Source organism: Streptomyces sp. NPDC090741, assembly GCF_044769045.1.
Taxonomy (GTDB): Bacteria; Actinomycetota; Actinomycetes; order Streptomycetales; family Streptomycetaceae; genus Streptomyces.
Map to the genome: position 1 here is coordinate 405065 of NZ_JBIVXF010000004.1, position 22819 is coordinate 427883.

Annotated in this window: 26 protein-coding genes; 16 read left to right on the forward strand and 10 right to left on the reverse strand. The window is 73.0% G+C overall.

Annotated elements, in window-relative coordinates; all coding sequences use genetic code 11:
- Positions 1–39: 39 nt before the first annotated feature.
- Together ACIQU4_RS13965 and ACIQU4_RS13970 are read left to right on the forward strand one after the other, a co-directional pair.
- Entirely contained in the window at positions 40–1695 is a 1656-nt protein-coding gene (locus tag ACIQU4_RS13965; RefSeq protein ID WP_403729209.1) for a DNA repair helicase XPB, read from the forward strand.
- 73 nt (positions 1696–1768) lie between these two features.
- Complete coding sequence (locus tag ACIQU4_RS13970; RefSeq protein WP_403729212.1) at positions 1769–2050, forward strand: hypothetical protein; 282 nt, start codon at positions 1769–1771, stop codon at positions 2048–2050.
- Here ACIQU4_RS13970 and ACIQU4_RS13975 read toward each other — a convergent pair.
- A complete protein-coding gene (locus tag ACIQU4_RS13975; RefSeq protein ID WP_403729214.1) occupies positions 1952–2893 on the reverse strand; it encodes a glycosyltransferase family 87 protein in 942 nt (313 codons plus the stop codon). The two genes, ACIQU4_RS13970 and ACIQU4_RS13975, sit on opposite strands and share 99 nt — an antisense overlap.
- Before the next feature lie 68 nt (positions 2894–2961).
- On the reverse strand, positions 2962–3147 hold the full coding sequence (locus ACIQU4_RS13980) for a hypothetical protein (RefSeq protein ID WP_403729217.1): 186 nt from the start codon (positions 3145–3147) through the stop codon (positions 2962–2964).
- 314 nt (positions 3148–3461) lie between these two features.
- On the opposite strand from ACIQU4_RS13980, the gene ACIQU4_RS13985 reads away from it, so the two are divergent.
- A complete protein-coding gene (locus ACIQU4_RS13985) occupies positions 3462–5564 on the forward strand; it encodes a HelD family protein (RefSeq protein WP_403729220.1) in 2103 nt (700 codons plus the stop codon).
- 99 nt (positions 5565–5663) lie between these two features.
- Here the strand turns inward: ACIQU4_RS13985 and ACIQU4_RS13990 are convergent, their stop codons facing one another.
- Positions 5664–6368: a copper homeostasis protein CutC gene (locus ACIQU4_RS13990; RefSeq protein ID WP_403729223.1), complete on the reverse strand. Its 705-nt coding sequence runs from the start codon at positions 6366–6368 to the stop codon at positions 5664–5666.
- A 117-nt stretch (positions 6369–6485) separates the two neighbouring features.
- On the opposite strand from ACIQU4_RS13990, the gene ACIQU4_RS13995 reads away from it, so the two are divergent.
- Together ACIQU4_RS13995 and ACIQU4_RS14000 are read left to right on the forward strand one after the other, a co-directional pair.
- The gene (locus ACIQU4_RS13995; protein ID WP_403729225.1) at positions 6486–7178 is read left to right on the forward strand and encodes a hypothetical protein; all 693 of its coding nucleotides are present in this window, start codon (positions 6486–6488) and stop codon (positions 7176–7178) included.
- A gap of 56 nt (positions 7179–7234) precedes the next feature.
- Entirely contained in the window at positions 7235–8461 is a 1227-nt protein-coding gene (locus tag ACIQU4_RS14000) for a Cmx/CmrA family chloramphenicol efflux MFS transporter (RefSeq protein ID WP_403729632.1), read from the forward strand.
- 35 nt (positions 8462–8496) lie between these two features.
- Here the strand turns inward: ACIQU4_RS14000 and ACIQU4_RS14005 are convergent, their stop codons facing one another.
- Together ACIQU4_RS14005 and ACIQU4_RS14010 are read right to left on the reverse strand one after the other, a co-directional pair.
- The gene (locus tag ACIQU4_RS14005) at positions 8497–8766 is read right to left on the reverse strand and encodes a DUF4031 domain-containing protein (RefSeq protein ID WP_403729227.1); all 270 of its coding nucleotides are present in this window, start codon (positions 8764–8766) and stop codon (positions 8497–8499) included.
- Positions 8767–8773: 7 nt separating this feature from the next.
- Positions 8774–9151 (reverse strand): hypothetical protein, encoded by a 378-nt coding sequence (locus tag ACIQU4_RS14010; protein ID WP_403729230.1) that lies wholly within the window; start codon positions 9149–9151, stop codon positions 8774–8776.
- 101 nt (positions 9152–9252) lie between these two features.
- On the opposite strand from ACIQU4_RS14010, the gene ACIQU4_RS14015 reads away from it, so the two are divergent.
- The 3 genes from ACIQU4_RS14015 (at position 9253) to ACIQU4_RS14025 (ending at position 12743) form a co-directional block, all read left to right on the forward strand.
- On the forward strand, positions 9253–10188 hold the full coding sequence (locus tag ACIQU4_RS14015; RefSeq protein ID WP_403729233.1) for a MurR/RpiR family transcriptional regulator: 936 nt from the start codon (positions 9253–9255) through the stop codon (positions 10186–10188).
- Positions 10185–11168, forward strand: coding sequence for an N-acetylmuramic acid 6-phosphate etherase (gene murQ / locus ACIQU4_RS14020; RefSeq protein WP_403729235.1), 984 nt, complete (start codon positions 10185–10187; stop codon positions 11166–11168). The genes ACIQU4_RS14015 and murQ overlap by 4 nt, the downstream gene beginning before the upstream one ends.
- Positions 11169–11255: 87 nt before the next feature.
- Complete coding sequence (locus tag ACIQU4_RS14025; protein WP_403729237.1) at positions 11256–12743, forward strand: PTS transporter subunit EIIC; 1488 nt, start codon at positions 11256–11258, stop codon at positions 12741–12743.
- Between the two features lie 33 nt (positions 12744–12776).
- Here the strand turns inward: ACIQU4_RS14025 and ACIQU4_RS14030 are convergent, their stop codons facing one another.
- A complete protein-coding gene (locus ACIQU4_RS14030) occupies positions 12777–14129 on the reverse strand; it encodes a helix-turn-helix domain-containing protein (RefSeq protein WP_403729239.1) in 1353 nt (450 codons plus the stop codon).
- Between the two features lie 214 nt (positions 14130–14343).
- Between ACIQU4_RS14030 and ACIQU4_RS14035 the strand changes: the two genes are divergently transcribed.
- From ACIQU4_RS14035 to ACIQU4_RS14050, 4 genes are all read left to right on the forward strand, one after another.
- Positions 14344–15078, forward strand: coding sequence for a DUF4232 domain-containing protein (locus tag ACIQU4_RS14035; protein WP_403729240.1), 735 nt, complete (start codon positions 14344–14346; stop codon positions 15076–15078).
- A 26-nt stretch (positions 15079–15104) separates the two neighbouring features.
- Positions 15105–15695: a GNAT family N-acetyltransferase gene (locus tag ACIQU4_RS14040; protein ID WP_403729242.1), complete on the forward strand. Its 591-nt coding sequence runs from the start codon at positions 15105–15107 to the stop codon at positions 15693–15695.
- A 142-nt stretch (positions 15696–15837) separates the two neighbouring features.
- The gene (locus tag ACIQU4_RS14045) at positions 15838–16110 is read left to right on the forward strand and encodes a CopG family transcriptional regulator (protein ID WP_403729244.1); all 273 of its coding nucleotides are present in this window, start codon (positions 15838–15840) and stop codon (positions 16108–16110) included.
- The gene (locus ACIQU4_RS14050; RefSeq protein WP_403729247.1) at positions 16107–16520 is read left to right on the forward strand and encodes a PIN domain-containing protein; all 414 of its coding nucleotides are present in this window, start codon (positions 16107–16109) and stop codon (positions 16518–16520) included. Before ACIQU4_RS14045 ends, ACIQU4_RS14050 begins: the two co-directional genes overlap by 4 nt.
- Here ACIQU4_RS14050 and ACIQU4_RS14055 read toward each other — a convergent pair.
- Entirely contained in the window at positions 16510–17205 is a 696-nt protein-coding gene (locus tag ACIQU4_RS14055) for a hypothetical protein (protein ID WP_403729250.1), read from the reverse strand. The two genes, ACIQU4_RS14050 and ACIQU4_RS14055, sit on opposite strands and share 11 nt — an antisense overlap.
- Entirely contained in the window at positions 17202–17420 is a 219-nt protein-coding gene (locus ACIQU4_RS14060; protein ID WP_403729252.1) for a hypothetical protein, read from the reverse strand. Before ACIQU4_RS14060 ends, ACIQU4_RS14055 begins: the two co-directional genes overlap by 4 nt.
- 115 nt (positions 17421–17535) lie before the next feature.
- Between ACIQU4_RS14060 and ACIQU4_RS14065 the strand changes: the two genes are divergently transcribed.
- From ACIQU4_RS14065 to ACIQU4_RS14075, 3 genes are all read left to right on the forward strand, one after another.
- Positions 17536–18372: a Scr1 family TA system antitoxin-like transcriptional regulator gene (locus ACIQU4_RS14065; protein ID WP_403729254.1), complete on the forward strand. Its 837-nt coding sequence runs from the start codon at positions 17536–17538 to the stop codon at positions 18370–18372.
- Positions 18356–18610: a DUF397 domain-containing protein gene (locus ACIQU4_RS14070; protein ID WP_403729257.1), complete on the forward strand. Its 255-nt coding sequence runs from the start codon at positions 18356–18358 to the stop codon at positions 18608–18610. Before ACIQU4_RS14065 ends, ACIQU4_RS14070 begins: the two co-directional genes overlap by 17 nt.
- 162 nt (positions 18611–18772) lie before the next feature.
- Positions 18773–19351 (forward strand): Uma2 family endonuclease, encoded by a 579-nt coding sequence (locus tag ACIQU4_RS14075; protein ID WP_403729260.1) that lies wholly within the window; start codon positions 18773–18775, stop codon positions 19349–19351.
- A gap of 1 nt (position 19352) precedes the next feature.
- On the opposite strand, the gene ACIQU4_RS14080 is transcribed toward ACIQU4_RS14075, so the two are convergent.
- Together ACIQU4_RS14080 and ACIQU4_RS14085 are read right to left on the reverse strand one after the other, a co-directional pair.
- Positions 19353–20759: a PQQ-binding-like beta-propeller repeat protein gene (locus ACIQU4_RS14080; protein WP_403729263.1), complete on the reverse strand. Its 1407-nt coding sequence runs from the start codon at positions 20757–20759 to the stop codon at positions 19353–19355.
- Between the two features lie 106 nt (positions 20760–20865).
- Positions 20866–22047: a S8 family peptidase gene (locus tag ACIQU4_RS14085; RefSeq protein WP_403729266.1), complete on the reverse strand. Its 1182-nt coding sequence runs from the start codon at positions 22045–22047 to the stop codon at positions 20866–20868.
- Between the two features lie 374 nt (positions 22048–22421).
- On the opposite strand from ACIQU4_RS14085, the gene ACIQU4_RS14090 reads away from it, so the two are divergent.
- Complete coding sequence (locus ACIQU4_RS14090; RefSeq protein WP_403729268.1) at positions 22422–22748, forward strand: protease inhibitor I9 family protein; 327 nt, start codon at positions 22422–22424, stop codon at positions 22746–22748.
- Positions 22749–22819 lie beyond the last annotated feature (71 nt).

The following is a 22819-nucleotide window of genomic DNA, read 5'->3' on the forward strand; positions in this document are numbered from 1 at the left end:
CGCGCCCGGACGGCCACCCCCCGCAGGAAAGGGACGTTTGTGAACGGGCCTCTCATCGTCCAGAGCGACAAGACACTGCTTCTCGAGGTCGACCACGAGCTCGCCGGGGCGGCGCGGCGGGCCATCGCCCCCTTCGCCGAGCTGGAGCGGGCCCCCGAGCACATCCACACGTACCGGATCACCCCGCTCGGCCTGTGGAACGCGCGGGCCGCGGGGCACGACGCCGAGCAGGTCGTCGACGCGCTCGTCGAGTTCTCCCGCTACCCGGTCCCGCACGCGCTGCTCGTCGACGTCGCCGAGACCATGGCGCGCTACGGCCGCCTCACCCTCTCCAAGCACCCCGTGCACGGGCTGGTCCTGACCAGCACCGACCGGCCCGTGCTGGAGGAGATCCTGCGCTCCAAGCGGATCGCCCCGCTCGTCGGCGCCCGGCTCGACCCCGACACGGTGGCCGTGCACCCCTCCGAGCGCGGGCAGATCAAGCAGACCCTGCTGAAGCTGGGCTGGCCGGCCGAGGACCTCGCCGGGTACGTCGACGGCGAGGCGCACGCCATCGACCTCGTCGAGGACGGCTGGGCGCTGCGGCCGTACCAGCAGCAGGCCGTCGAGGGCTTCTGGCACGGCGGCTCGGGCGTGGTCGTCCTGCCCTGCGGCGCCGGAAAGACGCTGGTCGGCGCCGGGGCCATGGCGAAGGCCAAGGCGACGACGCTGATCCTGGTCACGAACACCGTCTCGGCCCGCCAGTGGAAGCACGAGCTGGTCAAGCGGACCTCGCTGACGGAGGAGGAGATCGGCGAGTACTCCGGCACCCGCAAGGAGATCCGGCCGGTCACCATCGCCACGTACCAGGTCCTGACGACGAAGCGGAAGGGCGTCTACCCGCACCTGGAGCTGTTCGACTCCCGGGACTGGGGCCTGATCCTCTACGACGAGGTGCACCTGCTGCCGGCGCCGGTGTTCAAGTTCACCGCCGACCTCCAGGCCCGGCGGCGGCTCGGTCTGACCGCGACGCTGGTCCGGGAGGACGGCCGCGAGTCGGACGTGTTCTCGCTGATCGGCCCGAAGCGGTTCGACGCGCCGTGGAAGGAGATCGAGGCGCAGGGCTACATCGCGCCGGCGGACTGCGTCGAGGTCCGGGTGAACCTGACCGAGAGCGAGCGGCTGGCGTACGCGACCGCCGAGACGGAGGAGAAGTACCGCTTCTGCGCGACGACGGCGACGAAGCGGAAGGTCACCGAGGCGCTCGTCGCCAAGCACCGGGGCGAGCAGACGCTGGTCATCGGGCAGTACATCGACCAGCTCGACGAGCTCGGCGAGCACCTGGACGCGCCCGTCATCAAGGGCGAGACCTCCAACGCGCAGCGGGAGAAGCTCTTCGGCGCCTTCCGCGAGGGCGAGATCAGCGTGCTGGTCGTCTCGAAGGTGGCGAACTTCTCCATCGACCTGCCGGAGGCGACCGTCGCCATCCAGGTGTCCGGAACCTTCGGTTCCAGGCAGGAGGAGGCACAGCGGCTGGGCCGCGTGCTGCGCCCGAAGGCGGACGGCCACGAGGCCCGGTTCTACTCGGTCGTCGCGCGCGACACGATCGACCAGGACTTCGCCGCCCACCGCCAGCGCTTCCTGGCCGAACAGGGTTACGCCTACCGCATCATGGACGCCGACGAACTCCTGACGACCGACGGCCCGACGGACTGACGGACTGACGGACTGACCGTCCGGCGCCCGGGCACTACGCAGGAAGAGACGCAAGTCCGGCGAGGAGAGACGCATGACGCGCCAGGAGATCTACGACGTCCTCTACACGGAGTCTGCGGGACGTGACCGGGACGGGCTGGACCCCGCGCGCCGTGCCTCCTTCGACAAGGCCGTGGAGATCCTGGCGCGCGATCCGTACACCGAGCTGTCCCGGCCGATAGGGGCGGGCGAGCAGAACCGCGAGATCCGGCTCACCTCACAGATCGTGGCCGAGTACGTGGTGTCGCGGGGGCGGCTGCTGCTCGTGGTGCTGAGGATCTTCGACGACGCGGACATCCTGCTGCCCGAGGGGTGATCTGCGGACCGGGACCGGGACCGGGACCGGGACCGGGATCAGGACGAGGTCCGGCGGGGGCTTCGGGCGGTGGCGGGCCGCCGTCCGGGCCGCCGTCCGGGCCGCCGTCCAGGCCGCCGTCCGGGCCAGGAGGGCGAGCAGCGGGACGGACCAGACCCACAGGTGCGGCCAGTCCGGCAGCAGGGCCCGGCCGGAGGCGGGCAGGTGCCGGGCCCAGAACTCGGCGGAGGCCTGCGGGAGGACCAGCAGCCCGAGCAGGGCGGTACCGGCGAGGGCGCCCAGTGCCGTCAGCCCGGCCCGGATCCGGCCGGTCAGCAGCAGGTACGGGATGAGCAGCGCCGGGGTCAGGGTGATCCCGGCGGCGGTGCCCAGGGCGAAGCCCTTGCCGAGGGCGGCGCGGGGCCGGCGCAGGTCCCACAGGACCAGGCAGGCCAGCGCCAGGTTGATCTGCCCGGCGAGCAGGCTCTGGAACAGCGGCTCCACCCAGAGCCCGGCGATGGTGGCGGCCAGGACGGGCCCGGGCCGGGCCCGCAGTCCCGCGAGGCGGCAGGACATCAGGATCAGCAGGGCGAGCAGGCCGGCGTTGCCGAGCACGAAGACGGCCTTCAGGACGCCCGCGGGAAGCCAGGCGGCCGGGGTGAACAGGATCGCCGCGAAGGGCGGGTACGCGGCGGGAGGCCGCCACTCGGCGGCGCTGAAACCGGCGCCGAACCCGGCGGCGAGGCCGTCGGCAATCGGGATCCGCACCATGATGCAGAGCACGCCGAGCACGAGGAGCGAGCCCGTGACCAGCACGCCGACCAGGGGCGACGTCGGGGGGCTGGGATGGAGGCTCCGGGTCACGCGCGTGACCCTAGTGGATCACCGCGGCCGCCCCGCCGCTATCCGGCCAGGCGGAGCGGGGCCGCGGGTCAGCGGCGTATGACGCCTGCGTCCTCGGCGTACTCGCCCAGGACGACCACGCTGACGGCCGCAGCCGCGAAGACTTTCGCGGCGCGCAGGGTGTTGCCCACCAGGTGGCGGGGGCGGGAGTCGGAAGTGGCGGTGGCGCCGCTAGGGCGGCCGCCCTGGATCGGGGTGAAGGTTGCGGTGCTCATGTATCCATGGTGCGTTTTCTTCCCGGATATCACATCGGTCTACGGGTGGAACCGCATGCCCTCCCGCCTACTCCTCCCGGCCCATGCCGTCCCCTAGTGGCTCTGCCCGAGGTCTGACACTCCCCGGTATGACACCCGTACGGGCCTACCCCTCCGGAGGGACCTCCCGCCGGTAAATCCGTTCGCGCCCCGACCACCCGCTGACTACAATCTCCGCTCTTGCCGCCTCCCGCCGCCGTTTCGGGGAGAGCCGCCCGCCGGACGGAAACCGGCGGGCATCGTTCCGTACCCGATCAGCAGCTGGAGGCATTTCCGTGTCCGCGCACGCCCCCGAAGCCGACTCCGAGACCGCCGCAACCCACCCCCTCGCCCGCGAGCAGGCCCACCTCACCGCCTCCCGCGCCGCGCTCCGCGCCATGCGCGCGGACGTCGAGGCCCTCGACATCCGCGACGTCACCGCGAACTGGGTCAACGCGATCGTCCTCCAGGCCCAGATCGACGACCGGATCAAGGCCCTCGCCGACCTCGCGCACACCCCGCTCTTCTTCGGCCGCCTCAACTACCTGCACGCCCCCGGCGCGGACCTCGCCGAAGGCGCGGAAGGCGAGCAGTTCTACATCGGCCGCCGCCACGTCCACGACGCCGACGGCGACCCCATGGTGATCGACTGGCGCGCGCCCGTCTCCCAGCCCTTCTACCGGGCGTCCAAGAACGACCCGCAGGACATCGCGCTGCGCCGCCGCTTCGGCTACACCGGCGGCGAGCTCACCGCGTACGAGGACGAGCACCTCTCCGACCCCTCCGAGGCGGCCGCCGTAAGCAAGCTGCTCCAGCAGGAGATCGAGCGCCCGCGCGTCGGCCCCATGCGCGACATCGTCGCGACGATCCAGCCCGAGCAGGACGAGATCGTCCGCTCCGGCCTGTCCGGTTCCGTCTGCGTGCAGGGCGGCCCCGGCACCGGGAAGACGGCGGTCGGCCTGCACCGCGTCGCGTACCTGCTGTACGCCCACCGCGAGCGGCTCGCCCGCACCGGCACCCTCGTCATCGGGCCGAACCGTTCCTTCCTGCACTACATCGAGCAGGTCCTCCCGGCCCTCGGCGAGCTGGAGGTCAAGCAGGCCACCGTCGAGGACCTCGTCTCCCGCGACGGCCTGGAGATCCGCGGCACCGACGCCGCCGCGACCGCCGTCGTCAAGGGCGACGCCCGCATGGCGGAGGTACTGCGCCGCGCGGTCCGCTCGCACGTCAGCCCGCCCGCCGAGCCGCTGATGGTGGTGCGCGGTTCGCGCCGGTGGCGGGTGCCGACGTACGAGCTGGAGGAGATCGTGGCGGAACTCCTCGACCGCGACATCCGCTACGGCGCCGCCCGCGACGCGCTGCCGCAGCGCATCGCGCACACCGTGCTCGTACGGATGGAGCAGGCGGGCGAGGCGCCGGACGACCGCGTCCAGGACGCGGTGGCCCGGGGCGCCGCCGTGAAGGCGGCGGTCAAGGCGATGTGGCCGGCCGTGGACCCGGCGAAGCTGGTGCTGCGCCTGCTGTCCGACCCGGAGTTCCTGGCGGAGCACGCGCAGGGGGTGCTCTCGGACGACGAGCAGGAGCTGCTGCTGTGGGCGAAGCCCTTCCGCAGCGTGAAGTCGGCGAAGTGGTCGGCGGCCGACCTGGTCCTGATCGACGAGGCGGCCGATCTGGTGGAGCGCACGCACTCGCTGGGCCACGTCGTCCTCGACGAGGCCCAGGACCTGTCGCCGATGCAGTACCGGGCGGTCGGGCGGCGCTGTACGACCGGCTCCGCGACGGTCCTCGGCGACCTCGCGCAGGGCACGACCCCGTGGGCCACGCGCGGCTGGGACGAGGCGCTGGCGCACCTGGGCAAGCCGGAGGCGGTGCTGGAGGAGCTGACGGCGGGCTTCCGCGTACCGCGCGAGGTGATCGCGTACGCCTCGCGGCTGCTGCCGTCGATCTCGCCGGGGCTGGCCCCGGTCTCCTCGGTGCGTGAGACGCCGGGCTCGCTGGTCGTCGCACGGGCGGCGGACCCGGCGGACCCGTCGGACCCGTCGGACCTGACCGCCTCGGTGATCGACGCCTGCCGCGCCTCGCTCGGCCACGAGGGCTCGATCGGCCTGATCGCGGCGGACGCCCGGATCCCGGAACTGGCGAAGGCGCTGGAGGCGGCCGGGATGGCGTACCTGTCGCCCGGCGAGGAGACGACGGCGCAGTCGCGCCTCACCCTCGTTCCGGCGTCGCTGGCGAAGGGCCTGGAGTACGACTACGTGGTCCTGGACGAGCCCGCCGCGATCGTGGCGGGCGAGCCGGACGAGCGGACGGGCCTGCGCCGCCTGTACGTCTGCCTCACCCGAGCCGTCTCCGGCCTGACGCTGCTCCACGCGGATCCGCTGCCGGCGGCGCTGGCGTAGCCGGAGCCACGCCGGGGCAGGGCCGGGGGTTGCTCCGCCCCGGCCCCCGCGCCCCGACCGCCGGCAGGCTCACCCCGCCGGCCCTCCAGGCGCGGGCCGTCAGGAAAGGGCCGCGCGCCAGTCGGCCACCGCCGACGCGGAGACCGGGGCCGACCAGCCGTCGGGGCGAGCCGCGCCGCCGATGTGGAACGCGTCGATCCCCGCCGCGCGCAGCTCCGGCAGGTGGGCCAGCGCCAGCCCGCCGCCCACCAGGATCTGCGCCGTGTACCCCGGCTCGCCCCGCCGCGCCGCCTCGGCCAGCAGCACCGGCAGCCCGGCGTCGACCCCGGCCGCCGACCCCGCCGTCAGGTACGTGTCCGGCCCGGCGGACTCCGGCAGCTCCGCGAGCGCCTTGCGCAGCTGGTCCCGGTCCGCGGCCCGGTCGATGGCCCGGTGGAAGGTCCACTTGCAGCCGCCCAGCTCCGCCACGACCGCCTCGATCGCGGCCAGGTCCGGGCTGCCCGCCCGGTCCAGGAACCCGAGGACGAACTCGTCCGCCCCCTCCGCCCGCAGCGCCCGCGCCTGCCCGGCCAGCAGTTCCACGTCCGCGGCCGGGCCCGCCGCGAAACCGTCGGTGGTACGGAGCATCACGCGCAGCGGGATGTCGACCGCCGCCCTGATCGCCGCGAAGGTCTCGCGCGGCGGGGTGAGCCCGTCGGCGGCCATGTCGGTGACCAGTTCGAGGCGGTCCGCCCCACCCACCTGGGCCGCGACCGCGTCCTCCACGTCGAGGGCGATCACCTCCAGGACTGCACGGTTGCTCATTGGGCCCCACTCCTCCGGAAAGCTGCTGGTATGGAAAATAGGTCTAGTCCAATATCCAGAGTACGGGCCTCCGCCCACCCTCCACCAGCACAATCACGCCACCCGCACAATGTGCGCATGGACACCGCGCCCGACACCGCGCCCGACACCGCCCCGCTCCGCGCCCGCTGGCACGCGACCACCGCCGCCGCCGGCGCCGCCGCCGATCGCGACCCCGCCCCCTACGCCGACCGGCTCCTCGCCGCCTGGGCCGAGCCCCGGCGCCGCTACCACACCACCGCTCACCTGGCCGACGTACTCGCGCGGATCGACGTACTGGCCGCGCACGCCGCCGACCCCGCCGCCGTCGAGCTCGCCGCCTGGTTCCACGACGCCGTCTACCGCCCCGACCGCTCCGAGAACGAGGAGCGCAGCGCCGCCCTCGCCGAGCGCGCCCTGCCCGAGCTCGGCATCGACGCAGCCCGCACCGCCGAGGTGGCCCGCCTGGTCCGGCTCACCGTCACCCACGACCCCGCCCCCGGCGACACCAACGGCGAGGTGCTCTGCGACGCCGACCTGGCCGTGCTCGCGGGCGCGCCCGACGCGTACGCGGCGTACGTCGCCGCCGTCCGCGCCGAGTACGGCTTCGTGCCCGAGGAGACCTTCCGTACCGGCAGGGCCGCCGTACTGCGCCAGCTGCTCGGCCTGCCCCGCCTCTTCCGCACCCCGTACGGCACCGCGCACTGGGAGACCCCGGCCCGCCGCAACCTGGCCGCCGAGCTCGCTGTTCTGAGCGCCGACCCGGTCACCGATCCCGCCGCCGGGGAATGAGATCCGCTTCGTGGCGGTTCGTGCAGAACATGCCCTCCGCCGCCGCACGCCCCCGCATGCCCGTCGCCGTGTACGTCCTCGGCCTGTCCGTCTTCGCGCTCGGGACCAGCGAGTTCATGCTCTCGGGGCTGCTGCCGCCCGTCGCGGAGGACATGGACGTCACCATCCCGCAGGCCGGCCTGCTCATATCGGCCTTCGCGATCGGCATGGTCGTCGGGGCGCCGCTGCTGGCGGTCGCCACCCTGCGGCTCCCGCGCCGCACCACCCTCATCGCCCTCATCAGCCTCTTCGGCCTCGGGCAGGTCGCGGGCGCGCTGGCCCCCTCGTACGAGCTCCTCTTCGCCTCGCGCATCGTCTCCGCGCTCGCCTGCGCCGGCTTCTGGGCGGTCGGCGCGGCCGTCGCCATCGCGATGGTGGACAAGGACCAGCGGGCCCGCGCCATGGCCGTCATGATCGGCGGCCTGTCCATCGCCAACGTCCTCGGCGTCCCCGCGGGCGCCTTCCTCGGGGAGCACCTGGGCTGGCGGTCCGCGTTCTGGTCGGTCGGCGCGGCCTCGGCGGTCGCCCTCGCCGGCATCCTGGCGCTGATCCCGGACATCCCGCGGCCCGCCGTACGGCCCACCCTGGCGCGCGAGCTGCGCATCTACCGCGACCGCCAGGTGTGGCTGTCGATCGGCGTGACGGCACTGGCCGCGGGCGGGGTCTTCTGCGCCTTCAGCTACCTGTCGCCGCTGCTGACGGAGGTCGCCGGGCTGGACGCGGCGTGGGTGCCGTGGATCCTCGGCCTCTTCGGGGTCGGCGCGCTCGTCGGCACGACGATCGGCGGGCGGATCGCCGACGCGCACCTGTTCGGCGTGATGCTGTGGGGGATCACCGCGTCGACGGTCTTCCTCGTCGCGCTGGCCCTGTTCGCGTCGTCGGCGGTGGCGGCCGTCGGGCTGTCGTTCCTGATGGGCGTCTCGGCGTTCTTCACGGCGCCGGCGCTCAACGCCCGCATGTTCAACGTGGCGGGCGCGGCCCCGACCCTGGCCGGAGCCACCACCACGGCGGCGTTCAACCTCGGCAACACGGGCGGCCCGTGGCTCGGCGGCACGGTGATCGACGCCGGCCGCGGCTTCGCCGCCACCGCCTGGGCGGGCGCGGCGATGACGGTGACGGCCATCGCCCTGGGCGCGATCGCGCTGCGCCTCCACACGCGCACGCCGCAGCCCCCGACCCGGGTGATCGCGTCGTCGACCCCGCAGGCACCGGACGCAGCCACCGCACGGGCCGCCACCCGCTGACCCCTGACCCGGCCGGGCACCGCCGAGCCCGGCCGCTACGCCGCCGGCCGCCCCTTCGGGCGGCGCAGGCCCGCGTCCGTCAGCCGGCGTACGAGCTCCTTGCTGCCGATCTCCACCGCGCCCGCGCCCACCGCGTCCGCGTAGCGGTGCGACGGCACGTCGTAGTGGTCGCGCTCGAACGCCTTCGCCGGGCAGCCGATCGACGCCGCGAAGGCGTGCAGTTCCTCGTACGAGACGTCGCTGACCAGGTGCGACCACATGCGGCCGTGGCCCGGCCAGGTCGGCGGGTCGATGTAGAGCGTCACCGGCGGCTCACCGGCCGGCGCCGAACACGGGGCCGAGGGCGCCGACCGCGGCGACCTTCACCCCTGCCTTGGCGCACACCCAGTGCGGATCGGGTCCCAACTCCGGGTCCACGTCCAGCGCGTGCGGATCGCCGTGCGAGCAGACCGGGCACAGCGGCCAGCGGCCGTACTTCGCCAGCAGCGCGTCCTGTACGTCCTGGGCTACGAGTCCGGGAAGGTAGTCGACCCCCTCCGGCCACTGCTCCACCCACCACCGACGGTGCGTGACCGAGTCCTCGACGAGGGAGACGACATCGGCGTCGGCGACCTCGCCCGCGGCGAGATCGGCGAGAACAAGTGCACGGGCGACGTGCAGCGCCTGCTCCAGTGGGGTCGCGTGGTCCATGGGCCCATTGTGGCCCCGTATGGGCCAAGTGGTGAAGGTCCGCCCCCACCGGTACCGAATGGTGCCTTGACCGCCACCCGGGCCGAAAATAGATTTCAAGAATGAGCGCCGACCCGAAAGTAACTTTCAGCGACGAAGTGGAAGGCGGCGCGACCGCATCCGCCGTCCCGCTGCGGGCCCGCGTCCGCAGCCTCGGCCCCTCCATGACCCGCTCCGTCCGGGCCGTCGCCGAAACCGTCGCCGCCGACCCCGCCGGCTGCTCCCGCCTCACCGTCAGCGCGCTCGCCGCGCGCACCGGCACGAGCGAGGCCACCGTCGTCCGCACCGCCCGCCTCCTCGGCTACCCCGGCTACCGCGACCTGCGCCTGGCCCTCGCCGCGCTCGCCGCGCAGCAGGAGTCCGGCGCGGCCCCCGCCGTCACCGCCGACATAGCCGTCGACGACCCCATCGCCGACGTCGTCGCCAAACTGGCCCACGAGGAGGCCCAGACCCTCGCCGACACCGCCGCCGGACTCGACCTCACCGCGCTCGCCGCCGCCGTCACCGCGCTCGCGACCGCCCGCCGGATCGACATCTACGGCGTCGGCGCCTCCGCCCTCGTCGGCCAGGACCTGGCCCAGAAGCTCCTGCGCATCGGCCTCGTTGCCCACGCCCACGGCGACCCCCACCTGGCCGTCACCGGCGCCGTCCAGCTGCGCCCCGGCGACGCCGCCGTCGCGATCACCCACTCCGGCGCCACCGGCGACGTGATCGACCCCCTCCGTACGGCCTTCGAGCGCGGCGCCACCACCATCGCGCTCACCGGCCGCCCGAACGCCCCCGTCTCCCACTACGCCGACCTCGTACTGGCCACCTCCGCCGCCCGCGAGACCCGGCTGCGCCCGGCCGCCATGTCCAGCCGGACCAGCCAACTCCTCGTCGTCGACTGCCTGTTCGTCGCCGTCGCGCAGCAGACGTACGAGACCGCCGCCCCCGCGCTCGCCGCCTCGTACGAGGCGCTCGCCCCCCGCCGATCCGCCAGGAGCCCCCGCCCATGACCGGCTCGCACACCGACAGCTCGTACACCGACAGCTCGTACACCGAAAGCTCGTACGCCGCACTCCGCGCCCAGCTCGACACCCTGACCACCGAGGCCTTCCGCCCCGAACTGGCCGAGATCGACCGGCAGTCCACCCTCGACATCGCCCGCACCATGAACGCCGGTGACGCCACCGTCCCGGCCGCCGTCGCCGCGCAGCTGCCGGGGATCGCCGCCGCGATCGACGCCATCGCCGTACGGATGGCCCGCGGCGGGCGGCTCGTGTACGCGGGCGCCGGCACGGCCGGCCGGATGGGCGTACTGGACGCCAGCGAGTGCCCGCCCACCTTCAACACCGACCCGGCGCAGGTCGTCGGCCTGATCGCGGGCGGGCCCGGCGCCATGGTCCGGTCGGTCGAAGGCGCCGAGGACTCCCGGGAGCTGGCCGCCGAGGACCTCACCGCGCTGGACATCGGACCGGACGACACGGTCATCGGCGTCTCCGCCTCCGGCCGCACCCCGTACGCGATCGGCGCCGTCGAGTACGCCCGTACGCGCGGCGCGCTCACCGTCGGCCTGTCCTGCAACGCCGGATCGGCGCTCGCCGCGGCCGCCGAGCACGGCATCGAGGTGGTCACCGGGCCCGAGCTGCTGACCGGGTCCACCCGGCTGAAGGCCGGCACCGCGCAGAAGCTCGTACTGAACCTCATCTCGACCATCACCATGATCCGGCTCGGCAAGACGTACGGGAACCTGATGGTCGACCTGCGCGCCTCCAACGAGAAGCTGCGCGCGCGGTCCCGCAGGATCGTGGCACTGGCCACCGGCGCGCCCGACGAGGAGATCGAGGCCGCGCTCGACGCCACCGGCGGCGAGGTCAAACAGGCCGTGCTCGTCCTGCTCGGCGGCGTGGACGGCCCGGCGGCGGCCGGACTGCTCACGGCCGCGCGCGGCCACCTCCGCGAGGCCCTGGCCCTGGCCCTGACTTCGGCTCGCTGACCTGCTGCCCCTGCCGCACCTCCTGCCCCTGCTGCCCCTGATGCCCCTGCTGACTGCCCCGTTTCCCCGACGCAAGGCGATCACCACATGTCCACTGACAAGAACCGCGCCACGGCCGCCGCGATCCTCCCCCTGGTCGGCGGCCCGGACAACATCAGCTCGGTCGCGCACTGCATGACCCGGCTGCGCATCGCGCTGCACGACCGCTCGCTGGTCGACGACGAGGGGCTGCGGGCGCTGCCCGCGGTGCTGGGCGTCGTCGAGGACGACACGTACCAGATCGTGCTCGGACCGGGGACCGTCGCCCGGGTGACCCCGGAGTTCGAGGCGCTGGTCGAGGAGGGCCGCGCGGCCGGGCACCCACCGCGTACGGCCGTCACCGCCGAGGAACTCGCCGCCCAGGGCGCCGCGTTGAAGCAGGCGCAGAAGGCCCGCAACAGCACCCCGGTCAAGCTGTTCCTGCGCCGGATCGCGAACGTCTTCGTCCCGCTGATCCCGGCGCTCATCGGCTGCGGCATCATCGCGGGCCTGAACGGCGTGCTGCTCAACACGGGTTGGCTGCCGGCCGTCGTCCCGGCGCTCGCCGCGATCGCGTCCGGGTTCATGTCGCTGATCGCGGTGTTCGTCGGCTACAACACGGCCAAGGAGTTCGGCGGTACGCCGATCCTCGGCGGGGCCGTCGCCGCCATCATCGTCTTCCCGGGCGTGGCGAAGATCGACGCCTTCGGCCAGCACCTCTCCCCCGGACAGGGCGGGGTCCTCGGGGCCCTGGCGGCCGCGTTCCTCGCCGTGCAGGTGGAGAAGGTGTGCCGCAGGTGGGTTCCGGAGTCGCTGGACGCGCTGGTCACCCCCACCCTCACCGTCCTGGTCTCCGGGCTGGTCACGATCTTCGGCCTGATGTTCCTGGCCGGTGAGGTCGCCACCGCCATCGGCTCCTTCGCCACCTGGATGCTCGCGGGCGGCGGCGCCTTCGCCGGGCTGGTCCTGGGCGGCCTGTTCCTGCCGCTGGTGATGCTGGGCCTGCACCAGGCCCTGATCCCCATCCACACCACCCTCATCGAGCAGACCGGCCACACCGCCCTCCTGCCGATCCTCGCCATGGCGGGCGCGGGCCAGGTCGGCGCGGCGCTCGCGGTCTACTGCCGCCTCCCGCGCAACCGGTCCCTGCGGACGACCATCAAGTCCGCGCTCCCGGCGGGCTTCCTGGGCGTCGGCGAGCCGCTGATCTACGGGGTCTCGCTCCCCCTCGGGCGCCCCTTCGTCACCGCCTGCGTGGGCGGCGCGGCGGGCGGCGCGTTCGTCGGGCTCTTCAACCAGCTGGGCGTCGCCTTCGGCTCGACCGCCATCGGCCCGTCGGGCTGGGCCCTGTTCCCCCTGCTGGACGGCGAATCCGGCGCGGGCGTCACCGTCGCCGTCTACGCGGGCGGCCTCGCGGTCGGCTACCTGGTGGGCTTCGCCGCCACCTGGTTCTTCGGCTTCACCCGCCAGATGCTGACGGACCTCAACACCGACCCGCAGCCCTCGGCGAACACCGCCCCGACCGCGGACGCCGACAAGGAACCGGCCATGACCTGACGGCGCCCTCGTCCGACGTGGCGGCCCGGCCCGTCAGGAAGTCGTTCCCGCCCTGACCCAGCCGTCGCCGCCGAGGGGGAACTCGTAGCCGGGCCGCCCGTTGTGACCGCTGGTACGGAAGGGCTTTCCGCTGTTGTCGATCCTGACGGTGCCGTGGCGGGACCCGCTGGACCAGGCGAGCTCCAGGTACCAGCTCACGTCGTACGCGGAGGCGTCGGCCTTGACGTAGAACACCTCCGGCTCGGACTCGCTCACCTTGAACGGGAAGTTCGGCTGCCCCGCCTCGGGTACGACGGCCGGGCGCACGGCGTCGAGGGCGACGGTGAAGGAGCGCGTCGGCACGCCGGCGCCGCAGCCGACGCCCGGGTAGCCCATGGCGTAGTCGTTCCAGGCGAGCGGCGCACGCTTGCCCGCCGTACGGACGGTCAGGCTGTCCAGGACCACGGTGTCCTTGCCGGAGCCCTGGAGGGTCAGCGTGACGTACTGCTCGCCCGCGGAAACGGCTCCGACCGCTCCCACCCACGCGGGCGCGTCCCGTTCCAGGGGTGGCGGGGCCACCTGGGCCGGAGGCTTCTCGATGAGGTAGTGCTGGCCGCACGGTGCTTCCCAGGTGTAGGGCTGGGTGGTCACCTTCACCGGCGTACCGGACGCGGTGTCGTCGCCGCGGCCGGCGGGGGACGGGCTCACCGCGGGGGCGGTGGGGGCGGTGCCGGCCGCCGGCACGGAGTCCGAGGGCGAGGCCGCCGACCGTGCCGCCTCGGGCGCCGCCGTCGTCCCGCCGTCCGTACGCTGCCCGCCGCCGTCCGCGAGGGACACGGCGCCGGCGGGGCGCTCCCGGACGTCGCCCTCTCGTGTCGGCAGGTACGCGGTGAGCGCGACCGCCGCGGCTACGACGGCCACGGCGATCCCCGCGAGGACGACCGTGCGGATCCGGCGGCGCCTCTTCGGCGCGGGCGGATCGTAAGGACCGGCCGGATCCGCCGACTCGGCCGGCGCGGCCGGATCCGCCGCATCCGCCGGCTCGGCCGGATCCGCCGGCTCGGCCGCATCCGCCGCATCCGCCGCATCCGCCGGAAGCGTCTCTACGGGCGCCTCCGCGCTCGGTGTCCTGGCGCCCGGCTCACCGCCCTTGCGCGGGCGGTTGGCGTCCGCCAGCACCCAGGCCCGGTGCAGTTCGACGAGTTCCTCGGGCCCTGCCTTGCAGAGGCGGGCGAGCCGTTCGACCGGTGCGTAGTCCGCGGGAACGACGTCGCCGATGCAGTACCGGTGCAGGGTCGACGTACTCATGTGGAGCCGCTTGGCGAGCGTTCCGTAGCTGAGCCCGGACCGGTCCTTCAGCTCTCGCAGCAGCCGGGCGAACCCGGCATCAGCAGTGTCTTCCGACACTGTTCCTCCCACCCCGTGTCCCGTCCCGCATCCCAGCGACAGGCTGTTTCAGCAGCTCAGAGCCTGTTTCAGCATCCCAGCGTCCCTGACCACCCCTCGGGTGTCGCGGCTGGGACGGATCACCGCACAGGCTGAGGTCATCCAAGCACACGGCTCCTGGCGCCGGTCTCGACAGACGGCCGCCCCTGCCGCGCCATATGAAAGGGAATCAGCCATGACCGCGCCCCGCATCCCCCGCACGGCCCGCACGACCCGCACGACCCGACGTCTCGCGAGTGCCGCCGTCGTCGCCCTCGCCGCGCTCGCCCTCACCGCGTGCCAGAACGGCACGGGCCTCAAGGACGGAGGAGCCGCGACCGCCTCGGACTCCACCCCGGCGACCCCCTCGCCGACGGGCACCACGAGCAATGCCCCGAGCACCCCCGCCCCGGGCTCCACGAAGACCGGTACCGGCACGGGCACAGGCACAGGCACCGGAGGCGCGAAGGGCGGCTCGCCGGACCCAACCGCCGCCGCGGGCAACCGCGTCCTGTGCAACGGCTCCAACACCGAGGTGACCGTCCAGCCGGTCGCCCGTCCGCTCAACCACATGCTGATCTCGGTGAAGAACACCGGCTCGAAGCCCTGCGACCTGACGTACTACCCGGTGCTCCGCTTCGACGAGATGCAGTGGGCCCCGGCCCCGCTGAAGGAGACCCACCCCCAGGCGGTGGTGTCCCTCGCGCCCGGCCAGTCGGGCCACGCGGGAGCCATGCTGGCGGCGGCCGACGGCAGCGGCGAGGGCGGAACGACCGGACAGAAGCTCACGATCGCCTTCCAGGGCCGTACGCCCAACAGCAGCGGCGGCGCCTCCGCCACCCCGTCCCTGCCGGCCAAGGGTGTCTACTACGACAGCTCGCTGACGGTCACGTACTGGCAGCAGAACATCGAGGACGCACTCGGCTCTTGAGCCGGAGCCTCGGCATACTCTCCGGCATGGAGATACCCCCCGTCGTCCCGCCCGGCCGGATGAGCGGGCTGCCCCAGACCGTGCTCGGCCTCCCGGGCGGCTGGCTCCTGCGGCCCTGGGAGCCGTACGACGCCCCCGCGCTGGTCGCCTCCGGCACGGACCCGGACATCCAGCACTGGAACCGCACGGGCCGGTTCACCGAGGCCCGGGCGGAGGAGCGCATCGCGCGCTACCGCGCCAACTGGGAGACCGAGAAGGCCGCGATCTGGGCGGTCGCCCCCGCCGCCGGCGTCCCGGCCGCCGGCCTGATCGGCCTGGCCGACCTCGATCTGCCCGGCGGAAGCGGCGAGATCCTGTACTGGCTGCTGCCCGCGGGCCGTGGCAGCGGTGTCATGGCCGGGGCCGTGGCCCGGGTCAGCCGCTGGGCCTTCGAGGAACTCGGCCTGCACCGCCTGCGCATCACCCACTCCGTGGCCAACCCGGCCTCCTGCCGCATCGCGGAAAAGGCCGGATTCCCCCTGGAGGGCACCATGCGCGGAGCCCTCCTCCACGCGGACGGCTGGCACGACGAACACCTCCACGCCCGCCTGCGCACGGACGGCCCGGCCCCCGCCTGAAGCTCGCCGCATGATCACACCATCGAGCTAACACACTGCGATGAACGCTTCACGAGTCCGCATATGCCAGCAGCCTATGCACATGTATTCCCTCACCCCACACGCCGGGCACGGCGGTAGCATCGGAAGTAGCATGGGTGGCATGAGTGAGCCCACCCAGAAGTACTCGATCTCGATGCCCCGCGACGTCGCCGAGGCCGCTCGCGCCCGCAGCGGCCCCTCGGGCCTGTCCGCCTACGTCACCGCCGCCGTGGCCCGCCAGATCGAGCGGGACAACCTGGCCGAGCTCATCGCCGTCGCCGAGGCGGAGATCGGCCCGATCACAGCCGAGGAAATCCGGGAGAAGGGCGACCTCCTCGTGCGCACGCACGAGGAAGAACCGGCCGTTACCGAAGACAGGCGGAGCGCCGCATGACGCCCCAGAAGGCCACCCCCGCCGGCACTCTCGTCCTCGACAGCGAGGGACTCGCGAAGTATGTCTCCCGCGACCGTGAAACCGTGGCCTGGCTGGCGGCAGCCCACGCCCGGGACGTGCGCGTCATCACCAGCACGGCCACCCTCGTCGAAGTGATCCACCCTCAGATCAACGTGCCGGCACTGAAGTGGGCGCTGTCCCGCGTGGTGGTCGAACCCGTCACGGAAGAGATCGCCCACCATGCCACCGATCTGCTCCGCGAAGCCGGACTGCACGGGCACAAGCACGCCATCGACGCCATGCTCGCCGCCACCGCGCTCGCGGCGCCCGGGCCCGTCACCGTCCTGACCTCCGACCCGGAGGACCTGACAGCCCTCTGCGGCAAACGCCTCGCCACGGTCAAGGTCTGACCACCCCCGCGGGGCCCGACCCGTCACGGCACGACCCGGCCGCGGTCCGCAGGAAGCGGACCAGGTCATCGACGCCGTAGCCGAGGCGCGGGCCCCGCTCGGCGGCCATGAGCAGCAGCTGGCCGACGATCTCGGCGCCCCAGCCGTCCGTACCGTCCGCCGACCACTCCCACAGCTTCTCGATCCCGAGGTCGGTCATGAGCAGCCCGTACTCGGCCCGGATCTCCCCGCACAGCTCGCCCACCGCGTCCAGCAGCCGCGCACCCGGCCGCTCGCACCGCAGCCCGAAGTACCCGCCGACGTCCTCGACCGCACAACCCGTCGGCGGCCCCGCCTTGATCCCCTCGTAGCGGGCGTCCGCGAACCGCGCGCCCTCCCCCACCGGCCAGTGGATCAGCGTGAACCGCTGCACGCCCGGCGCGGGCGGCTGCGCCCGCCCCGCCTTCACCCCGAACGCCTCCCGGACCAGGGCGGTCGCCTCCGCCTCCGTACCGGCCGTACGGCTCTCCCGCCGCCGCCCGTCGACCCCGACGGCCGTCCATACCCCGTCGCCCTCCTCGCACCGCACGCGTACGGAAAGCCCCGTGCCCGGGCGCTTCCACCCTTCGCCGAGCAGGGCGTGCTCCAGTCCCCGCAGCTTCCATCCGAGTTCGAAGCCCCATTCGGCGGCGGCGTCCCCGATCACGGGTTGGCCCGCTCGTGGAGCACGGCGGCCAGCCGGAGCGCGGTGTCCAGGTTGCAGCGGCCCAGGTCGACGAGCGGCAGGCCGTACGTACCGGCGGCCGAGACCCGCTCCACACCCAGCGAGGGGAACAGCACCCCCACCCCGGCCAGGGACTCCTTCAGCTGCCGAACGGCCTCTTCGGCCGCCTGCATCCGCTCCTGCGGAGACAGCACCATGACATGTCACCTTTCCACTCTGAGTGTTCAGCTTCGACACACAGAGTGGCGGCGGACTCGCTAGCCTTTCCACACGGACACCGCAACAACGGCACGTGTTGCCAGGAGAGTTGCCATGGCAGGTAAGAACCTAGACCCGTCCTCCTCACCCCGCGCCCTGCTCGGCGCCGAACTGCGCGTGGCCCGCGAACGCGCCGGCCTCAGCCAGGCCGAGCTCGGCGAACCTCTCTTCGTCAGCGGCTCGTTCATCGGCCAGCTCGAAGCGGGTACGCGGCGCATGCACATCGAATTCGCCCGGCAGATAGACGAGATCCTCGACACGAACGGCTTCTTCGTCCGCAACTGCGGGGCGGCGGCCAAGTCCAAGTACCCGGACCACTTCGCGGCGGCGGCCGAGGCCGAGGCTCTGGCGAAGGCCATCCGCGAGTACGCGCCTCAGATCATCCCGGGACTGCTCCAGACCGAGGCGTACGCACGCGAGGTCTGCCGCGCGTACCAGCCGACGGCGACGGAAGAGACCATCGACGAGCTGGTCAGGAACCGGCTGGCCAGGGCCGCCCTACTCAGTGACCCAACAACTCCCCTGTTGTGGTGCGTCCTTGACGAGGCAGCACTCCGACGGGCCGGGGAGAACCCGGCAATCCTGGCCGAGGCCCTGCGCCACATCGCGAGCCTGATTCGGTCGCGCAGAATCATCGTGCAGGTACTGCCGTTCAGCGCAGGCTTCCACGCGGGCCTGGACGGCGCCCTAAAACTCATGTCCTTCGACGACGCACCCCCACTCGCCTACGTGGACGGCATCGGGATGGGCCAGTTGTTCGACGATCCGGCCACCGTCGCCCGCCACACCCTGACCTACGATCTCCTTACGGCCAGCGCGCTGTCACCGCGCAAGTCCCTGGCCCTGATCGAATCGGTGGCGGAGGATTACGAACATGATCAGCACGCCTGAGTACGATCTGTCGGCAGTCACCTGGCACAAGTCCAGCTATAGCGGTGGCGACGGCGGCAACTGCCTGGAGATGGCCACTTGGCGCAAGTCCACCTACAGCGACGGCACTGGCGGCGACTGCCTCGAAGTCGCCGACGGCCACCCCACCCTCGTCCCCGTCCGGGACTCCAAGCAGCCCGACGGCGCCCACCTCGTGTTCGGCACGGCCGCTTGGAGAGCCTTCCTCTCCGCCCTCTGAGCGACCTCACCCATCCGGGCTAACTACGCGTCGCCGCGAGGGCGCGTTCCGTCATATGCCTCTAGCGCATGCGTCATCCGCACCCGAACGGAGCCGCATATGACGATTCAGTCGATCCGGAGGTGGGCTCACGGGGCACCATGGTGTCGACGAGGCGACGCCATGACCCCGAGCTTTGCCGAGCACCCACAGATGACGGTCGAGGAGTTCGAGCAGATCGCCCTAGCGACCCCGGAAACGGTGACCCTTGAGTTCATCCAGGGAAAGCTAGAGGTCAAGCCCGTGCCTGACGGCGACCACGACGAGATCATCATGTGGGTGCTGCAACAGTGCATGCAGCAGCGCCCCGAGCTGGGGCTCTACCAGGAGCGGGGGCTGGAGGTCGAGCGGTACCGGACGGGCCGCGCCCGGGTGGATGGAGCTCTGGCGCCCGTCGGGACGTTCGCCGGTGCGGGCGAGTGGGCCGATCCGGCAGGGGTCCTGATGGTGCTGGAGGTGACCTCCCACGACGCCGACACCGACCGGCGCGACCGCAAAGAGAAGCGCGACGGGTACGTGGCGGCCGGCATCCCGGTCTACCTGCTCATCGACCGGCAGAACTGCACGGTGACCGTCCACAGCGATCCCGGCGGCGGCTCGTACCGCGAGAGCCCTTCCTTCCCGCACGGCGCAACGGTCAAGCTCCTCGACCCCGTGGGCATCACCCTGGATACCGAGCCCCTGAAGGACTACGCGGCCTGACTCACCAGCCGATCGTCGGGGCCACGTCGAAGATCGGCGGGAGGCGGGCGTCGTCGTCGAGGTTGACGAACGTCCTGCCGTAGAGGGCGAACGACTCGCCCAGCCGGAGGCCTCGCAGGACCGTCGACTCACCGGTCGGCTTCCCGGTGCCCGGGTCGAGGTGCCAGAGGTGGGTGTACCCGCCCTCCGTGACCACGGCGATCCGGCCGGTCCGGTCGGCGGCCAGCGCGCGGATCCGCCAGTCGTGGTCGAAGGCGCGGGTCCACAGGTGGCGGCCGTCCTTCAGCGAGAACGCCGCCAGGACCTCGCGCTTCTCCCGTTCCGGGGCCGACGCGTACAGCACGTCACCTGCGACCAGCCACTCCGCCTCACCCGTGGTCGGGACGTACGGCGCCGGCGCCTCCGCCTCGGCGCGCGGGCGGCCCGCGTCGTCGAACAGCAGCAGGCGCCCGTCGCCGACGGCGGCGGCCGGGGAGGCCGACACGATGCGCGGGGATTCGTACCCGACCGGCATCGCGAACCGCCAGGCGACGGCGCCGGTGCGGGCGCCGAGCGCGAAGAGCTCGACACCCTTGTCGGTCCGGGCCAGGAGCAGGACCCGGTCGGGGCCGGCGGCGACCTCCATGGCGACGGCGCCCGCGGGCAGCGGGGAGCGCCACAGCTCGGCGCCGGTGACCAGGTCGTGGGCGAGTACGGCGTCCGCGGTCGCGGTCACGGCCAGGGAGCCTGCCGCGGACGGCTTGCCCACGAGTTTCGGAATGTCCTTGGTCCAGAGCTGCTTGCCGGACGTGACGTCCACCGCCACCAGGCGGTTGCCGCACGGGCCCTCCGCGGTGGTCAAGGTCAGCAGGCCGGTACCGGAGGGGGTGTCTCCGCTCATCGCGCATACCGCGCCGCCGGCCGGGGCGGGGAGGGCCCAGCCGTGGCGGCCCTCCCCGTCGTAGCCGGTCACACCGTCCGCGCGGCCCCGGATCACGAACCCCGTGGCCGGGTCCCCCGCCCAGGAGCCGAGCGGCTTCCCGGCGGCCCCGCCCTCCGGGACCTGGTACGAGAAGAGGTCCATGTGCGGGCCGCGCAGCCACGAGAATCCGAGCCAGCCGGGCCACAGCGCGACGAGCGCAACGGCGACGGCCACGGTCCAGCCGACGCCGGAGCGGTACCCGCGTCCCTTCACGGCCGACCACCACAAGCCGCCCGCGACGAGCCCGGCGGCCACGGCCCACAGCACCAGCGGGCCCAGCCCGCGCGGGCATCCGCCGTCGACGCACACGAGGTCGGAGGCCATGTCCGCGGCGGTCAACTTCACACACAGGACGGCGTACAGCACCGCGACCGCGCTGAACGCGCAGGCCGCGGCGAGCCGTACGTGGTCCCTCAGCCGCTTCACGAGCGGCGGTGGCGTGTCCATGATCCCCCCGGCCCGCAGCCTAGCCGCGATCCGGCGGGGCATGCCCCGGCCCGTTCGCGGGCCGCCGCGCACGGGCCGGGGCGACTTCGTCAGAGCGCTCTGACGGTCAGAGACCGCCGGTGAACAGCAGCCTGTTGGGGGTGGCCGGGCTGACGCTGGTCAGAACGTCCTTGGTGGACTCGTCATCGAGGAAGGCCGCGACCTCGTCCGCCTCCGCCTCCGGGTGCTTCGCCACGTAGAGGGCCGCCACTCCGGCTACGTGCGGGGCGGCCATGGAGGTGCCGTCCAGCGAGACGGAGCCGCCGCCGAGCTTGGCCGAGAGGATGTCCTGGCCCGGCGCGTAGATGGAGACGCACTTGCCGAAGTTGGAGAAGTCCGTCTCCTGGTCGTACTTGGTGGTCGCCGCCACCGTCACCACACGGCTGGCCGAGGCCGGGGAGACCCCGCAGGCGTCGATGGAGGAGTTGCCGGCCGCGATGACCGGCAGCACGCCGCTGTCGGTGACCGCGTTGGCGGCGTTGTTGACGGCATCCGACTTGTCCCCGCCCAGGGAGCCGTTCATCACGGCGGGCTTCTTGGCGTTCTTGGCCACCCAGTCCATGCCCGCGATGATCCCCGACCACGTGCCCTTGCCGTCACAGCCCAGGACGCGGACGCTGACCAGGTTCGCCTTCCGCGCGACCCCGTACGTCTTGCCGGCTACCGTGCCCGCGACGTGCGTGCCGTGGCCCTGGCAGTCCTGGCCGAGGCGCCCGTCGTTGACGGCGTCGTAGCCGAAGGTGGCGCGGCCGCCGAACTCGGTGTGGGCGTAGTCGATGCCGGTGTCGAGGATGTACGCGGTCACCCCGGCGCCGTTGCCCTCGGTGGTGAAGTCGTTGTCCAGCGGCAGGTTCTTCTGGTCGATCCGGTCCAGGCCCCACGACGAGGACGGCGCCCGCATACCCGGCGTCTTGGTCGGCGTCGGCACGGACTGGACCGCGGCGTCCTCCTCGACCGACTTCACCCCGAGGCTCACCCGGATGATCTGCAACTGGAGCGGGGTCAGCGGGACCGCGAAGCCGTTCATCGCCGACGTGTAGACGAACGACGGCTTCAGGCCCAGCCTCGTCGCGGCCTTCGCCGCGTCCACGCCCTTCTCCAGGGTCACGATGTACTTGCCGGGGACCGCGTTCGCCGAGGTGTGCAGCGGGACCGGAGTCGGTTCCGGGGTGTCGGCGGAGGCCGAACCGGCCGCGACCGGGGTCACGGTGAGGAGCGCGGCGGTGGCCAGGCGTGCGAGCAGGCGCATGGAAAGAACTCCCTGAAGGGCGCGGAGGATCGGCATGAGAGAGCCGCCCCGCGGCGAGGAGCGCCTGACCGGGTGAGGCCTTCCGTTCCATGGGTGCCACTGCGGCGCGTTCTGAACCACCGCCCACCGCCCGGCCGATCGGCCGGTGTCCTCGTGAACACGCCCTGTCTCACAAACTGCAGAAAGGGTTATCCCCCTGTGGCGTCAAGCCCGTGCCCCCGCGGTCCCGACCCGCACCGCCGACGGGCCGCCGGCAAGATCACCCGTATGGTCCGCCCCCACACAAGCGAGCGCACGGCCGGTGCGCCCCCGGGGCTCCCGCCACCCCCGCAGACGTCGTTGACCTGCGCCGTTGCACGTGATGGCCTCGCCCCATGCGCACCCGTCTGAGCCGGGCCCTGCCCGTGGCCGCCGTCGTCCTGGCCGCCTTCTCCGCCCTGCCCGTGTCGGCGGCCGGAGCCGCCGTGCCGGCGCCCGCGCCGTACGCGGCTCCCGTCGACCACCCCACGTACATCGTCACCGTACGGAAGGACCTCGACCCGGCCGACGTGGCGCAGCTGGTCGGTGCCACCCCGGTCCACGTGTTCCGCTCCGCCCTGCACGGCTTCGCCGCCCCGCTCAGCCCCGGCCAGGTCGCGGCCCTGCACGCGCTGCCGGGCGTCGAGGCCGTCGAGGAGGACGGCACCGCCTCGGCCGGCTGACGGGCGCCCGGCCGTTCCGCCTCCCTGCCCGCCACTTAGGGTGAGGGCGATCAACTCATCGGTTGATCGGG